Genomic DNA, 15,664 nt, shown 5'->3' on the forward strand with positions numbered 1-15,664 from the left:
GGACAGGTCCACGGAGATCACCATGCGTCCTGGAACGGCAATCGTGCTGCTTTGGCTGATCTGGGTGGTGTCGTGGGCGGCTGCCGCCTTCTGGGCGGATCCGGTCGCCAAACGTGCCGACCTTGGGTCGGAGATGCGCTACCGGATGGTGATGGTGTTTGGCGCGGTCCTGTTCCTCCTCCCGGCACACAATTACTACGGGCGCCTGCGGCTGTGGGTTCCCGATCTTGCCGTGGCCTGGACCTGCGTTGTGCTGATCGCTGTCGGCTTCGGCTTCTCGTGGTGGGCAAGGCTGCATCTTGGCCGTCTCTGGTCGGGCAATGTCACCGCCAAGGCAGGGCACCGTGTCGTCGACAGCGGCCCCTACGGCCTCGTTCGCCATCCGATCTACACAGGATTGCTTCTGGCGATCCTCGCCACCATGGCGGCAAAAGGCGCTGTCTGGGGCATTGCCGGCGCGCTCCTGCTCATCATCGGCATCGTCATGAAGGCAAAGCTCGAGGAGCGTTTCCTGCGCGGCGAACTCGGAACCGCCTATGACGACTATGCCAGGCGTGTGCCGATGCTGGTGCCGTTCGCTCCCGCCTGACGCGCGGCCGGAGCACCCCGCAAGTCAGAGCATCCTCAGCAGCGCGCCGCCTATCGAATACCCCGCGCCAAAAGCGCAGATCAGGCCGAAATCGCCGGGCTTCATGTCGGCATGGTTTTCCGACAGCGCGACGATGGCACCGGCGCCCGCCGTGTTGCCGAGCCGCTCCAGCACCATCGGCGCGCGGTCGTGGCCGACCTCGTGGCCGAACGCCAGCTTCAGGATCATCGCGTTCATGCGCGCATTGGCCTGGTGCAGCCAGAAGCGACGGACGGCCTGCGGCGTCAGCCCATGTTCGGCCAGGAATTCGACGATGAATTTGTGCCCGGCGACGGTGACTTCCTTGAACACCTTGTTGCCGACCTGCTTGATCAGATTGCCCTCCAGGTCGATCATATAGGGATCGTCCTGGGCCGTGCGTGTGTGGTAGCCCAGATTGGTGCGGATGTTGTTCGACATCTGCGTCCAGATACGCGTGTCGAGCACCTCGAAGCGTTCCGGCCGCTTTTCGCCCAACGCGAGCCCTTCCACCACCATCGACACCGAAGCGTCGCCGAAGATGAAATGCGTCTGCCGGTCGCGGAAATTGAGATGGCCGGTGATGATTTCGGGCGTGGTGACCAGAATACGCTTGTGCGCGCCCGAGCGCACCAGGTTGACCGCCATGTGCAATGCCGCCGCCGCCGACGAACAGCCAAGCCCCATGTCGAAGCCGGCCCCCTTGGTGCCCAATGCCTCCTGCATTTCAATGGCGATGGCTGGATATGGCCTTTGCTGATGCGAGGACGAGCAGATCACCAGATCTATCTCCGACGGGTCGATGCCGGCATGGGCGATCGCCTTCCTGGCCGAAGCGATGCCGAACTCGGCCTGCAGCGACAGGACGTCATCCGGCCGCGCCGGAATGCGCGGTGCCATGCGGGTTGGGTCGAGAATGCCTTCGCGTTCGATCACATGGCGGCTGCGCACGCCGGAAGCATGGACGATGAAGTCTGCGTCCGACTTCTGCAGCAGCGTCCCGCCTGTGGCCTGGCGCCGCTCATTCTCGGTGTCGACCCAGCTGTTGAAGCTTTCGACCAGCTCTTCATTGGTGATGACAGGTTGAGGAATTTCAGCGCCGATGCCGCTGATGATGACGCGATGCATATTTCAGTCCGTCCCATCCGCAGGCCTTGCGGCTTCATGTGAGCGCCGAAACGCTTCGGCGCAACACTTTTCTCACTTCGCCGGTTTACGCCGGCTTAAACCAAAGATTTACGCGCACGTAAACCTGACTTTCACAAGGCGTACAGGTTGAGAACAGGAGCGGCGCGTGGTTCTCGTACCTGAGCCGCGGAAGCGCAGGAGGCCGCCGTTTGCAGGCCGGCGCCACTTGAATTCGGACATGCCCTATCCGGCCCGCTTGGCGACAATGAAGATGCGGGGGAAACGCAGCAGCACCTTGCCGTTCGCGGTCTTGGGATAGGCCTTGGCGATACTTGCCGTGTAGCTGTCGAGGAACAGCTTGCGCTCGTGCTCTTCAAGCGGATCGAGGAACGGCTTCAGCCCGGTTGCCTTCACCCACTCGACGATCGCCTCGGCATCGGCCAGCGGATGGTTGTAGATGGTATGCCAGATGTCGACCCTGTCGCTGAGCGGTGACAACAGGTCGTAATAGAACGACACTGGAGGCAGCGGCGCGCGCGCCGCCCCCTTCATCTTGGCGGCAAACGGCATTTCGGCGGCGGTCTCGCGCATCAGGCGGTGGGAGTCCTCGCCCATATTGTCGGGCATCTGGACGGCCAGCGCGCCCCCCGGCGCCAGAAGACCCATCAGCCGCTGGAATACCGCCGGATGTCCCGGCAACCACTGGAACACCGCATTGGCGAAAATGACGTTGACCGGCTCGGCCGGTTGCCACGTGGAGGCGTCCGCCAGATCGAAACTGACGCCCGGCAAGCGCGCCCTCGCCTTCTCGATCATGTCTGGAGAGGTGTCGAAGCCTCTGACCTCCGCATCCGGCCAGCGCTCGACCAGGAGCTCAGTCGAATTGCCCGGCCCGCAGCCGATGTCGACGACGCGGCGTGGGAAGTCGACCGGCACCTCGGCCGCGAGGTCACGCGCCGGCCGCGTGCGTTCGTCCTCGAATTTCAGATATTGGGCGGCGGACCAGTCGGCCATTTGAGCTCCTCATATCGCCTTGAGAATTCGCCGCCTAGTGCCCCCTTACCGCGTTAGGCGCTTGTGCGTCATGCGGTGCGGGGCTGCCGCTTCGGCGCCGAGGCGGCGCAGCTTGTCCTTCTCGTATTCCTCGAAGTTGCCTTCGAACCATTCGACATGCGCGTCACCCTCGAAGGCGAGCATATGGGTGGCCATGCGGTCGAGGAACATGCGGTCGTGGCTGATGATGACGGCGCAGCCGGCATAGGCTTCCAGCGCGTCTTCCAGCGCGCTCAGCGTTTCGGTGTCGAGATCGTTGGTCGGTTCGTCGAGCAGCAGCACATTGCCGCCGGTCTTGAGCATCTTTGCCAGGTGCACGCGGTTGCGCTGGCCGCCCGAGAGGTTGCCGACCTTCTGCTGCTGGTCGCCGCCGCGGAAGTTGAAGGACGAGCAGTAGGCGCGGCTGTTGACCTCGTGCTTGCCGAGCTTGATGACTTCGGCGCCGCCGGAGATTTCTTCCCACACCGTCTTGTTCGGCTCGAGCGCGTCGCGGCTCTGGTCGACATAGCCGAGCTTGACCGTCTCGCCGATGCGGACTGTGCCCGCATCCGGCTTCTCCTGGCCGGTGAACGTCTTGAACAGCGTCGTCTTGCCGGCGCCGTTCGGGCCGATGACGCCGACGATGCCGCCCGGCGGCAGCCTGAACGACAGGTTCTCGATCAGAAGCTCGTCGCCGAAGCCCTTGCTGAGGTTCTCGACCTCGATGACGACATTGCCCAGGCGCTCGCTCGACGGGATGACGATCTGCGTGTCGGTGGGCTTGCGGTTCTGCGACTGCTCGACCAGTTCCTCATAGGCCTTGATACGCGCCTTCGACTTGGTCTGGCGCGCCTTTGGCGAGGACTGGATCCATTCGCGTTCGCGCCAGATCGACTTCTGTCGGGCGTCGTCCTCGCGGCCTTCCTGGATCAGGCGCTTGGCCTTGGCGTCGAGATATCTGGTGTAGTTGCCCTCGTAGGGGATACCACGACCACGGTCGAGTTCGAGGATCCAGCCGGTGACATTGTCGAGGAAGTAGCGATCGTGGGTGATGATTAGCACAGAGCCGGGATAGTCGCGCAGGTGCTTTTCCAGCCACGCCGTGGTCTCGGCGTCGAGATGGTTGGTCGGTTCGTCGAGCAGCAGCAGATCGGGCTGCTGCAGCAGCAGCCGGCAGAGCGCCACACGGCGACGCTCGCCGCCCGACAGGTTGGTCACCTCGGAATCGCCCGGCGGGCACTGCAGCGCGTCCATCGCCATCTCGACCTGCTGCTCGAGATCCCACAGGTTCAGCCGGTCCATCTCGTCCTGGAGCTTTGCCGACTCGTCCGCCGTCTCGTCGGAATAGTTCATCATCAGCTCGTTGTAGCGCTCGATGATGGCGGTCTTCCTGGCAACGCCGTCCATGACGTTTTCCATCACGGTCTTTGAGTTGTCGAGCTGCGGCTCCTGCGCCAGGTAGCCCACGGTCGCGCCCTCGGCCAACCACGCCTCGCCCTGATATTCCTTGTCGAGCCCGGCCATGATGCGCAGGATGGTCGACTTACCCGAACCGTTCGGCCCGAGAATGCCGATCTTGGCGTCCGGATAGAAGGACAGATGAACGTTATCGAGCACCTTCTTGGTGCCGTAGGCCTTCGACAGGCCGGACATGTGATAGATGAACTGGCGTGCCACGCGCGCTTTCCCTGAAAAACTGACTGAATTGTCGATTTGAATGGAGGTTGGCCGCTATGTAGGCGATGCGGCGGCGAACGGCAATCGCTTTTGCGGGCCGGGCACACGGGGAAGTGTCCGCCGAGAGGCGACGTTTCTGCCGGTCACGCCCCTGCTGAAAGCTCCGGTTAACCTTCCGCGTCTGTCCGCGACTGGCACGCCGGCTTACCAAACGCGGCGGTCTTGCGCTTACTGGAAGCCGATCGGATCGACCGTACCCACTGGGCAGCCGGCCTTGTTGGTGGGCACCGATGCCAGCAGCAGGTCCTTCAGCGAACTGGAAGGACCTATCGGGCCGGCGAGGCCGAGCGTCAGTTCGCCGATCAGCCGCCGGCCGCTCGACGGATCGATGACGCAGGAAACGCGCACCCGATCCCCTGCGCCCGAGCCGAAGGCCTGGTCGAAGGCGCTGCGGATCTGGTCGGCCGTCAGCTTGCCGCCGATGTTCTTGGTAAAGAGATCGCGCACAGGCGAGCTGTTCACTTCGCGCATCAGGCTGAGTGCGTCGGAAAAATACTCCTGCTGGCTCTTGCCGTAGCAGGTGCCGTGTTTGATCCATTCATGCCGCTCGAGCTTCGAGGCGGTGCCCGGCATCACCTTGTCGAGCTCCGCGCGGGTGCCGGCGTCAAGGTTGACCGGCGGCAGGTCCTGCCAGTGGGCAGGATTGTCGTTGGCCTTGTCGCCGGCCGAAACCTGGCAATAGAAATTGCCGTTCGGCTGTGGCCACAGCCCGTGCAAGGTGAAATTGGTGGCGTCGAATTCGCTCGGATTCTGCGCCTTGCATTCGGCCTTGTTCGACTTGGTCTCGCAAAAGGCCGGCTGCCAGCTCAGCGCGAAGACATATTCGGGTTTTCCCGACGCCGCTTGCTTGTCTTGCCTACCAGGAGCCGCCGGAACCGTCGCGGCGCTGCTGCCCGAGAGATGGCCGCAGGAGACCTTCACCCAGCGACGCTCCGGATCGGCGCCGGGCACCTGGATCAAATAGTGCGTCGGCGCATCCTTGTTGCCGGCAAGCAATTGATAGCCCTGTCCGGCATCGGTCGAGACATTGCCGGGGTTCTTGCCGTTCTTGATGGCCTGCGTTGCCGGACAGGCGGCGTCGGCGACGAAAGTGCCGCTCATCTTGACGTCGGCAAACGCTGCACTGGCCAGCGATGCCGCCAACAAGGCCAATCCGAAAACAACACCAATGCGCATAGGAATCCCCGCTGAAGCAAATGGGTGACAGACTGCCGCTGTCTCCATGTCAGAATTGCGATATTTTGCTGGCCAAACGCAAGAAACATCGTTGGGCAAAAAGCGGGTGGTGTGGATTGACGCAAAACCGACGGCAGGGGCACACAGGTCGGACGCCATGAGGCGAACCAGGGGTGGAGACCAGCCTGCATGCCATTCAACCAGCAACGCCTGGTCCGCTCGCCGACCGGCGCCGAGCTCAATCTCTTCATCAGGCAGGCCGATGGCCGGCCGCGCGCGGTCGTCCAGATCAATCATGGTCTCGCCGAGCATGCCGCGCGCTATGCCCGCTTTGCCGATTTCCTTGGCTCACGCGGCTTCCACGTCTATGCCCATGACCATCGCGGCCATGGCCGGACCAAGGCGCCAGACGCGCCGCTCGGCAGATTCGCCGACAGGGATGGACCGGCCAAGGTGATCGCCGATGTCGATGCAGTCCACGATCTGATCGCCGGGGAATGGCCAGGCCTGCCCGTCATCCTCTTCGGCCACTCGATGGGCGCGTCCGTGGCGCTGAATTTCCTTTTGGGCCACTCATCCCGCATCCATGCCGCCGCGATCTGGAACGGCAATTTTTCGCAAGGCCTGCTTGGACAGCTGGCGCTCGGCATCCTTGCCTGGGAGCGGATGCGGCTGGGCTCGGACGTTCCGTCGCGCCTGCTGCCGAGACTCACCTTCCAGGCCTGGGGCAAGGCGGTGCCCAATCACCGCACGCTGTTCGACTGGCTGTCGCGCGACGGGGCGGAGGTGGCGAAATACGTCGCCGATCCACTGTGCGGCTGGGATGCCTCTATCTCGATGTGGCGCGACGTGGTCTCGATGGCGCTCAATGGCGGCAAGGACGCCGGCTTTGCCGGGGTCCGGCGCGGTCTTCCCGTCGCCATCGTCGGCGGTGAGAAAGACCCCGCCTCGGACTACGGCAAGGGCATCACCCATCTCGCCAACCGCATGCGCAAGATGGGTTTTTCGAATCTCGTATCAAAGGTTTACGCCGACACTCGCCACGAAAGCCTGAACGAGGTGAACCGCGACATCGTCATGGACGATTTCGCGGCCTGGGCGGATAGCGTTCTGAAAGTGTGACCGAGCCAGTTCGTTGGCCCATTGCAAGGGCCGTGACAGTCGTCGCCGGGCTTGATAGAGGCTCTGCTTTCGCTGCGATCACGGTGATTGCGGCAACCACGGTGATTTATGGCTGAGCCCCCGCTGAAAGGCGTCCGCGTCGTCGAACTCGCCCGCATCCTCGCCGGGCCCTGGGCCGGGCAATTGCTTGCCGATCTCGGCGCCGATGTCATCAAGGTGGAAAGCCCCGATGGCGGCGACGACACCCGCAAATGGGGGCCGCCCTTTGTCATGAGCCATGACGGCGAGAATCTGTCGGCCGCCTATTATCATTCCTGCAATCGCGGCAAGCGCTCTATCGCCATCGACTTCTCGACGCCCGACGGCGCCGAGACCGTGCGCCGGCTGGTCGCGACGTCGGATGTACTGATCGAAAACTTCAAGCTCGGCGGCTTGAAGAAGTACGGGCTCGATTATGACGGCCTGCGCAAGATCAACCCGCGCCTGGTCTACTGCTCCATCACCGGCTTCGGCCAGGATGGACCTTATGCGCCCCGCGCCGGCTACGATTTTATCATCCAGGCCATGGCCGGCATGATGTCGATCACCGGCGAGGCCGGACGCGAGCCGCAAAAGGCCGGCGTCGCCATATCGGATCTTTTCACCGGTCTTTATTCGGTCGTCGCCATCCAGGCAGCCCTGCGCCATGCCGAGCAAACCGGTGAGGGCCAGCATATCGACATGGCGCTCTTCGACACCCAGATCTCGGCGCTCGGCAACCAGAACCTCAACTATCTCGTCTCCGGCAAGTCGCCGGTTCAGATGGGCAATGCGCATATGAACATCGCCCCTTACGAAGTGCTTCCGGTCCGGGATGGCCACATCATCCTGGCCGTCGGCAATGACGGCCAGTTCACCAAGTTCTGCGCCGCCGTCGGACTGGACGATTTGCCTGCCAATCCCGACTTCGCCACCAACCCGGCCCGCGTCGCCAACCGCGTGAGGCTGCGCGAGCGCATCGTCGAGGCGCTGAAGTCTCTCGACCGCGATCCGCTGTTGGCAAGACTCGAAGCGGCAAGCGTGCCGGCGAGCCCGATCAACACGATCGGCCAGATGTTCGCCGACCCGCAGACGGTCGCGCGCGGCATGCGGCTCGACCTCGACGACGGCCATGGCAACCTTCTGCCCTCGGTGCGCGCGCCGATGGTGATGTCCGGCACGCCGCTGGTCTATGAGCGCCCCTCGCCGCGCCTTGGCGAACACACCCAAGAAATCCTTGCCGAACTGGAGAGGTCTGGAAAATGAAGACCGGCGGACAACTGATCGTCGACGCGCTCGAAGCCCACGGCACCGACCGCATCTATTGCGTACCCGGCGAATCCTACCTCGCGGTACTCGACGCGCTGCATGATTCCACGATCCGCACCATCGTCTGCCGCCAGGAAGGCGGTGCGGCGATGATGGCCGACTGCCACGGGCGCCTGACCGGCAAACCCGGCATCTGCTTCGTCACCCGCGGCCCCGGTGCCACCAATGCGTCGGCCGGCATCCACATCGCCATGCAGGATTCGATTCCGCTCATCCTGTTCATCGGCCAGGTCGCCAGCCACGCCAAGGAGCGCGAGGCCTTTCAGGAGGTTGATTACAAGAGGTTCTTCGGCGATATCGCCAAATGGGTGGTCGAGATCGACGATGCCTCGCGCATCCCCGAATTCGTCACCCGCGCCTTCGCGGTGGCGACATCGGGCCGTCCCGGCCCGGTGGTGATCTCGCTGCCGGAGGACATGCTGACCAGCGTCGTCGAGGCGCCTGCCGTCTTGCCGCACACGCCGGTCGAGACCCGTCCGGGCGAAGCAGAACTCGATGCGCTGGAAACGCTCTTGGCCAAGTCCATCAGGCCCATCGTCATCCTTGGCGGCACGCGCTGGGACACGGAGGCCGTGGCACGGATGCGCGCGATCGCCGAGGCGTGGTCGCTGCCGATCGGCTGTTCCTTCCGCCGCCAGATGCTGTTCGACCATCTGCATCCGAACTATGCCGGCGACGTCGGCATCGGCATCAATCCGAAGCTTGCCACCGCCATCAAGCAGGCCGATCTGTTGCTGCTGATCGGCGGCCGCATGGGCGAGATGCCCTCATCCGACTACACATTGCTGAAGAGCCCCTACCCTGACCAGACGCTGGTGCATGTCCACGCCGATGCCGGCGAGCTCGGTCGCGTCTACAGGCCGACCGTGGCCATCAACGCCTCGCCATCGGCCTTCGTCGAGGCTTTCGCCAGGCGCAAGCCGGCCTCCGAGCCGGTATGGGCGGCCGAGACGCCAAAACTCCATGCGGCCTATCTCGAATGGTCGACGCCGCCGGAAAGCGGCCCTGGCCCGGTCCAGATGGGCCCGATCATGAACTATCTGGAAAAGATGCTGCCGGAAGACGCCATCCTGACCAACGGCGCCGGCAATTATGCCACCTGGGTGCATCGCTTCCACCGCTTCCGCCGCTTCGGCACGCAGGCAGCGCCGACGTCGGGCTCGATGGGCTATGGCACGCCTGCCGCGGTCGCAGCCAAGGAGCTGTTTCCGGAACGCACCGTGGTCGCGTTTGCCGGCGATGGCTGCTTCCTGATGAACGGTCAGGAATTCGCCACCGCCGTGCAGTACGACCTGCCGATCGTCGTCGTGGTCGTCAACAATGGCATTTACGGCACCATTCGCATGCACCAGGAGCGCGAATATCCTGGCCGCGTGGTTGCGACCGACCTCAAGAACCCCGACTTCGCGTCGCTGGCCCGAGCCTATGGCGGCCATGGGGAGACGGTGGAGAAGACGTCAGATTTCGCATCCGCCTTCGAGCGTGCGCGCGCCAGCGGCAAGCCGTCGATCGTCGAAATCCGGCTCGATCCGGAGGCGATCACACCGACCAGGACGATGACCCAGATCCGCGACAAGGGCTAAGGCAAAGAAAGCCTGCTGCCTTTCACCGGCCGTGCTGAGGTTAAGGACTCGTTTGGCAAAGGGGCGGTGCGCCGCCCCTTCCGACCGCGCTACATCGCCTTCTCGATCTGACCGCGGATCTCGCCATCCTTGTTGGCGGCGGTGTGGACGTTAACGTAGTATTTGCCGGCCTCAAGGTCAGCCGCTTGCGCATCTGTGAGCGTCGCTGACCCCTTGATCGGGCTCTTGAGCTTGCCCTTGAACGGGATTACCGGCGCGGCATTTTCGCCCATCCCCGCGGGACCGTGAATGTGCGCGGCCGTCGCCGGTCCGCTCAGACCGGAATATTTGACGTTCCAGCTTAGCTTCTTCTTGGTGGTGTCAAAGGTCAAAGTGGCAGTCCCCTTGCCCTTGGTGGTGATGGGAGGGCTCTGCTGGCCGCCATCGAGCGTTGCCTTGTACTTCACCATTTCGGCCATGGCCGGCGATGCGAATAGAAAGGCGGTCGAAATGGCCAGCGCGGAAAGCACCGGCATGAAGGATTGTCTGCGCATGAAGAACCTCCAGTTAGCTGCGCATCCGTCATGGCTTCCCGACACGCGAATGCGTCAACGGGAACGATTGGGCGGCGTAATGTATCCCCGCACACGTTTTTGTGACCGGCCACGGGAAAAACGGGCGATTACCGCCCATTCACCGCCCGGGATCAGACGGCGGCCAGAGCCTGCGCAAGGTCGGCGATCAGGTCATCCGGGTGCTCGACGCCGATCGACAGCCTGACCGTGGTCTCCAGAACGCCGATGCGCTGGCGCACGTCGAAGGGAATGCCCGAATGGGTCATGGCGGCTGGATGGCTGGCCAGCGATTCCGTGCCACCGAGGCTTACCGCCAGCTTGAAGATCTGCAGCCCGTTGAGAAAGGCGAAGGCCGCCTTCTGTCCGCCCCTGATGTCGAAGGAGAAGGTCGAACCGGCGCCGCTGCATTGCGCCCGATAGACGCGGGCGGCAGGCGTGTCCTCGCCGAGGAACGGCAGGTAATGCACCTTCGCCACCTTGGGATGCTCTTGCAGGAATCCGGCAATCAGACGGGCATTGTCGTTCGCCCGTTCCATGCGGATCGACAGCGTCTCCAGCGAGCGGCCGAGCATCCAGCAGGAATGTGGATCAAGCTGCGTGCCGATCGCGCCACGCAGAGCCTTGATCGGCTTTGTGACCGCCTTGCCGCCCATGACGGCGCCCGCGATCAGGTCGGAATGGCCGCCGACATATTTGGTCAGCGAATAGACGGAGATATCGGCGCCGTGCTCGATAGGCCGCTGGAAGACTGGACCGAGCAGCGTGTTGTCGCAGGCTATGATCGGCGTCGATCCTTGCCTTGCGCCGATCTCGTCGGCGGCCTTCCGCATCAGCGCGATATCGACAAGGCTATTGGTCGGGTTCGACGGCGTCTCGATCAGGATAACCGACACACGGCCCTTCGCGGTCGCCGCATCGGCCGCCACGCGCACCGCCGCCTCGTCGACGCCATCCGCGAAGCCGACCGCGCCGATGCCGAAGCCGGCAAGCGTGCGCGTCAAAAGCGTCTCGGTGCCGCCATAGAGCGGCTGCGAATGCAGGATCACGTCGCCGGGGCGGGCATAGGCAAGCAGCGTCGTCGCGATCGCCGACATTCCCGACGAAAACATGATGCAGGCATCCGTCCCCTCATAGACGGCGAGCCGGTCCTCGACGATCTCGCTGTTGGGATGATTGAAGCGCGAATAGACAAGGCCCGACGCCGTGCCGCTCGGCGGCTCCTTTCGGCCGGACGTGTAGTCGAAGAAATCACGCCCCTCCTCCGCCGATTTGAACACGAAGGTCGACGTCAGGAACACCGGCGGCTTGACTGCGCCCTCCGACAGCTGCGGATCGAAGCCATAGCTCAGCATCAGCGTTTCGGGATGAAGCTTGTGGTTGCCGATATGGGTTTTCGAAGGACGCGGCGCGGTCATGATGTGCCCTGCTTTTTCGAGAGGTGTGGCGGCAATTTATGCGATCCCCACCACACAGTCCTTGCTATTTTTGGCCCCCCATGGCTGCACTATCGCAATGAATTGCCTGGAGAGGCCAAAAGTGCAGCAGAAAATAGCTGATGATTTCGACCGCAAGATCCTGCATGAACTGCGCGCCGATGCGCGTATCACGAACAACGAGTTGGCGGAGCGCATCGGCCTGTCGCCGTCGCCTTGTCTCAGGCGCGTGCGGCGGCTGGAGGAAGCCGGAATTATCAGGGGCTACACGACGCTGGTCGATCCGGCTGCCTTTGGCTGGACCATGGTCGCCATCGCCACCATAAGGCTCGGCCGCCAGAACGAGGACGAGATCGTCATGTTCGAGGAAGCGATCCGCGGGTGGGACGAAGTGCTGGAATGCCACCTCGTCACCGGCTCGCGCGACTATGTGCTCAAGGTTGTGACCGGCGGCCTCGACCAGTATGAGCGCTTCATCAAGGAAAAGATCGCGCGGCTGAAATGCGTCGCCTCGATCGAGACCAGTTTTGTGATGAACACCATAAAGGAACGGCGCCTCTGACCCCTTGGTCGGAGGCGCCGCTCTGAAGATCGATCGTAGCGGGGCTACGCTTACTTCACGGCCTTGTCGGTGATCGCGGTGGTGTAGGCGCCGGTCGGCTCCTTGGTGATGATCTTCTGGTCGAGCAGGGCCTTGGCGGTGCGCTCGTAAGCCGCAGGGATCAGCTTGCCGTCGGCATTGTCGATCAGCTTGGCCACTTCCTTCATCATGAACTTCTGGTGGTTCTCGTCTTGACCGCCATTGTCCACGACAATGCCGGCCGCCTCGTCGGTGTTCTCGGTTGCGTATTTCCAGCCCTTCATCGAGGCGCGCACGAAACGCACCATCTTGTCGGCGAAGGCCGGATCCTTGAGCTTGTCCTCAAGCGTGTAGAGCCCATCCTCCAACAAGTCGTTGCCCATGGCCGAATAGTTGAAGACGATCAGGTCCTCGGGCTTGTAGCCGGCATCCAGCACCTGGCCGTATTCGTTGTAGGTCATCACCGAAATGCAGTCCGCCTGCTTTTGGATCAGCGGCTGCACGTCGAAGCTCTGCTTCAGCACGGTGACGCCGTCCGGGCCGCCATCGGTCTTGAGGCCGATCTTGTTCATCCAGGCGTAGAACGGATATTCGTTGCCGAAGAACCAGACGCCGAGCGTGTGGCCCTTGAAATCGGCCTCGGTCTTGATCGGTCCGTTCTTGGGGCAGACCAGTTCCATGCCCGCCTTCTTGAAGGGCTGGGCGATATTGACGAGCATCACGCCCTTGTCGCGGGCAGCCAACGCCCCGCCCATCCAGTCGACGATGACGTCGGCGCCGCCGCCGGCGATCACCTGTTCGGGTGCGATATCGGGGCCGCCCGGCTTGATGTCGACGTCGAGGCCTTCAGCGTCATAGAAGCCCTTGGCCTTGGCGACATAGTAACCGGCAAACTGCGCCTGCGTGACCCATTTGAGCTGCAGCGTCACCTTGTCGGCGGCCATTGCCTGGAAAGCGGCCAGCGACAGCGCGCCGGCCAGAAGCGGAATAAGAAGTCTTTTCATTTTTTTACCCTCTGAAGTTAGTGCCCTGAACCCACCGCCCCTATCCACCACGGACAGAGGGATGCCAAAACGTGACGGCCCTTTCGACAAGGGCGACCACGCCATAAAAGACCGAACCCGCAAGTGCTGCAACTGCGATTTCAGCCCACACCATGTCGATGTTCATCCGCCCGACCTCGGTCGAGATGCGGAAGCCCATGCCGACGACGGGCGTGCCGAAGAACTCCGCGACGATGGCGCCGATCAGCGCCAGCGTCGAGTTGATCTTCAGCGCGTTGAAGATGAAGGGAGCGGCGGCCGGCAGCCTGAGCTTGATCAACGTCGGCCAGTAGCCCGACGCATAGGTGCGCATCAGGTCGCGCTCCATATGCCCCGACGCGGCAAGCCCGGCGACCGTGTTCACCAGCATCGGGAAGAAGGTCATGATGATGACCACGGCTGCCTTGGACTGCCAGTCGAAGCCGAACCACATGACCATGATCGGCGCCACGCCGATAATCGGCAGCGCCGAAACCATGTTGCCGATCGGCAGCAGGCCACGCCGCAGGAACGGCACCCGGTCGGCGAGGATCGCGGTGACGAAGCCGGCGCCGCTGCCGACGATATAGCCGAAAAGCACCGCCTTGAAGATGGTCTGCCGGACATCGGCGCCGAGTACCGACAGCGAGTTGACAATGCGCACGCCGATGGCGCTCGGCGGCGGCAGCAGGATGAAGGGGATGCCGGCGCCACGCGTCACCGCCTCCCAGATAATGAGTATCCAGGCGCCGAAGATGGCCGGGATGATCAGGCGCAGCGCTGTGCGGGACCAGCTTGTGGTCGGGCGGAGGCCCGACAGCACCGCCACGCAACGCCAGCCGAGCAGCCATCCAGCCGTGAGCAGCAGGAAATACGGGGCCAGCGCCGTGCCTTCGAACCCGGAAATACCCGAGATCAGCAGCCAGGCCACGAGATGGGCGCCGACGAACAGCACCACGGCCTCGCCCAGCGATGGCAACCTGACCATGGAGATCAGCGCCGCCACGATCGCCAGGCCGAGCATCAAACTCTTCGTCCCTAAATAGGGATAGTTGAAACTGGCAGCCGTATCCGAGAGTGCTGCCGCCTCCGGCTTCGACATCGCGCCCAGCGCAATCGCGACCAGGCACAGCAGGATCGCCAGCACGGCCTGCCACGAGGGTTTCAGCCAGTTCATGCCGGCCTCCCGCCCATGGCGCGGTCGACGGTGCGGCCGGCGATGCCGACCACCATGATCAGAAGCGCGGCCACGATCGAACCGGCGACCAGCACCGACCAGATATCGATGGACTGGCTGTAATAGGCGCCGGCAAGCAGCTTGGCGCCGATGCCGGCGACCGCACCGGTCGGCAATTCGCCGACGATCGCGCCGACGAGACTTGCCGCCACCGCCACCTTCATCGAGGTGAACAGGAACGGCACGGAGGCCGGCACGCGCAATTTCCAGAAGGTCTGGGCGCGGCTGGCATTGTAGGTGTGCATCAGGTCGAGATGCATGATCTCGGGCGAGCGCAGGCCCTTCACCATGCCGACCGTCACCGGGAAGAACGACAGGTAGGTCGAGATCATCGCCTTCGGGATCAGGCCGGTGATGCCGACGGCCGCCAGCACGACGATGATCATCGGCGCCACCGCCAGGATGGGAATGGTCTGCGAGGCGATGATCCACGGCATCAGACTGCGGTCGAGCGTCGCCACATGCACGATGCCGACCGCGATGATGATGCCGAGCGCGGTGCCGAAGGCAAAGCCGAGCAGCGTCGACGACAGCGTCACCCAGGCGTTGTAGACGAGGCTGCGGTTCGAGTTGATCGGCCGCAGGAAAGTGTTCTCGAAGAAGTTCACCGCCACCTGATGCGGCGCCGGCAGCGTCGGCTTGGGCTGCGACAGCGTCTTGCCGATGAATTCGACGGTGCCCGGCGTCACGTTGGCCCGGCTGTCGATATCGCGCTGAAACGGCGCGTTGAGAATGACGGCGAAAACGTACCAGAGCACCACCACGCCGACGAGGATGGTGGTGACAGGGATGATCTTGGAGCGGAAGCTATCCATTGGCGCCCCCTCCTCTCAGCGGTAGTGCGCGACGCAGCGCGCTCTTCGTCATCCTAGGGCGGAGCAGGCGCGAAGCCGCCTGCGTGACGCGAGCCGCCCATCGCGATTTCGTCATCCTAGGGCGGAGTAAGGAGCGAAGCGACGCGGCGCAGACCCTAGGATCCATGCCGTTCCCTCCGCGTTCCGCAACGGCGCGGAACGGGGCACCCTCCGCCGCGCCTCGGAAGGCGAACATTCTCGACCGCTCACACCCCTCGATCGACGTCACGGCATGGATCCTAGGGTCTGCGC

The 15,664-nt window shown here is 63.4% G+C and carries 14 protein-coding genes; 5 read left to right on the forward strand and 9 right to left on the reverse strand.

What is annotated here, in order from left to right; all coding sequences use genetic code 11:
• Positions 1-22: 22 nt before the first annotated feature.
• Entirely contained in the window at positions 23-589 is a 567-nt protein-coding gene (locus FJ930_RS17375; RefSeq protein WP_141839354.1) for an isoprenylcysteine carboxylmethyltransferase family protein, read from the forward strand.
• 24 nt (positions 590-613) lie between these two features.
• On the opposite strand, the gene FJ930_RS17380 is transcribed toward FJ930_RS17375, so the two are convergent.
• The 4 genes from FJ930_RS17380 to FJ930_RS17395 all read right to left on the reverse strand — a co-directional run bounded on the left by FJ930_RS17380 (position 614) and on the right by FJ930_RS17395 (position 5,680).
• Positions 614-1,735 carry a beta-ketoacyl-ACP synthase III gene (locus FJ930_RS17380; RefSeq protein WP_140608106.1) on the reverse strand — a complete coding sequence of 374 codons (1,122 nt, stop codon included), beginning with the start codon at positions 1,733-1,735 and terminating at the stop codon, positions 614-616.
• A gap of 243 nt (positions 1,736-1,978) precedes the next feature.
• The gene (gene tam, locus FJ930_RS17385; RefSeq protein WP_141839356.1) at positions 1,979-2,749 is read right to left on the reverse strand and encodes a trans-aconitate 2-methyltransferase; all 771 of its coding nucleotides are present in this window, start codon (positions 2,747-2,749) and stop codon (positions 1,979-1,981) included.
• A gap of 45 nt (positions 2,750-2,794) precedes the next feature.
• On the reverse strand, positions 2,795-4,444 hold the full coding sequence (ettA, locus tag FJ930_RS17390; RefSeq protein WP_141839358.1) for an energy-dependent translational throttle protein EttA: 1,650 nt from the start codon (positions 4,442-4,444) through the stop codon (positions 2,795-2,797).
• A 228-nt stretch (positions 4,445-4,672) separates the two neighbouring features.
• The gene (locus FJ930_RS17395) at positions 4,673-5,680 is read right to left on the reverse strand and encodes a ribonuclease (RefSeq protein ID WP_140743407.1); all 1,008 of its coding nucleotides are present in this window, start codon (positions 5,678-5,680) and stop codon (positions 4,673-4,675) included.
• 189 nt (positions 5,681-5,869) lie between these two features.
• Here FJ930_RS17395 and FJ930_RS17400 point away from each other — a divergent pair, with 189 nt between their 5' ends.
• From FJ930_RS17400 to FJ930_RS17410, 3 genes are all read left to right on the forward strand, one after another.
• Complete coding sequence (locus FJ930_RS17400; RefSeq protein ID WP_141839360.1) at positions 5,870-6,802, forward strand: alpha/beta hydrolase; 933 nt, start codon at positions 5,870-5,872, stop codon at positions 6,800-6,802.
• Between the two features lie 108 nt (positions 6,803-6,910).
• Positions 6,911-8,086, forward strand: a complete 1,176-nt coding sequence (locus FJ930_RS17405) for a CaiB/BaiF CoA-transferase family protein (protein WP_141839362.1) — start codon at positions 6,911-6,913, stop codon at positions 8,084-8,086.
• Complete coding sequence (locus FJ930_RS17410; RefSeq protein ID WP_141839364.1) at positions 8,083-9,732, forward strand: thiamine pyrophosphate-binding protein; 1,650 nt, start codon at positions 8,083-8,085, stop codon at positions 9,730-9,732. Before FJ930_RS17405 ends, FJ930_RS17410 begins: the two co-directional genes overlap by 4 nt.
• 89 nt (positions 9,733-9,821) lie before the next feature.
• On the opposite strand, the gene FJ930_RS17415 is transcribed toward FJ930_RS17410, so the two are convergent.
• Positions 9,822-10,265 (reverse strand): CHRD domain-containing protein, encoded by a 444-nt coding sequence (locus tag FJ930_RS17415; RefSeq protein ID WP_140743414.1) that lies wholly within the window; start codon positions 10,263-10,265, stop codon positions 9,822-9,824.
• Between the two features lie 152 nt (positions 10,266-10,417).
• Positions 10,418-11,701, reverse strand: a complete 1,284-nt coding sequence (locus FJ930_RS17420; protein ID WP_141839366.1) for a cystathionine gamma-synthase family protein — start codon at positions 11,699-11,701, stop codon at positions 10,418-10,420.
• Positions 11,702-11,822: 121 nt separating this feature from the next.
• Between FJ930_RS17420 and FJ930_RS17425 the strand changes: the two genes are divergently transcribed.
• On the forward strand, positions 11,823-12,281 hold the full coding sequence (locus FJ930_RS17425; protein WP_140743418.1) for an Lrp/AsnC family transcriptional regulator: 459 nt from the start codon (positions 11,823-11,825) through the stop codon (positions 12,279-12,281).
• Between the two features lie 50 nt (positions 12,282-12,331).
• Here the strand turns inward: FJ930_RS17425 and FJ930_RS17430 are convergent, their stop codons facing one another.
• The 3 genes from FJ930_RS17430 to FJ930_RS17440 are packed head-to-tail and all read right to left on the reverse strand — an operon-like array spanning position 12,332 to position 15,373.
• Positions 12,332-13,303, reverse strand: coding sequence for an ABC transporter substrate-binding protein (locus tag FJ930_RS17430; protein ID WP_140743420.1), 972 nt, complete (start codon positions 13,301-13,303; stop codon positions 12,332-12,334).
• A gap of 40 nt (positions 13,304-13,343) precedes the next feature.
• The gene (locus FJ930_RS17435; RefSeq protein WP_141839368.1) at positions 13,344-14,498 is read right to left on the reverse strand and encodes an ABC transporter permease; all 1,155 of its coding nucleotides are present in this window, start codon (positions 14,496-14,498) and stop codon (positions 13,344-13,346) included.
• Positions 14,495-15,373: an ABC transporter permease gene (locus tag FJ930_RS17440; protein ID WP_141839370.1), complete on the reverse strand. Its 879-nt coding sequence runs from the start codon at positions 15,371-15,373 to the stop codon at positions 14,495-14,497. Before FJ930_RS17440 ends, FJ930_RS17435 begins: the two co-directional genes overlap by 4 nt.
• Positions 15,374-15,664 lie beyond the last annotated feature (291 nt).

It is taken from the genome of Mesorhizobium sp. B2-4-15 (assembly GCF_006658505.1).
In the GTDB taxonomy this organism is placed as follows: Bacteria; Pseudomonadota; Alphaproteobacteria; order Rhizobiales; family Rhizobiaceae; genus Mesorhizobium.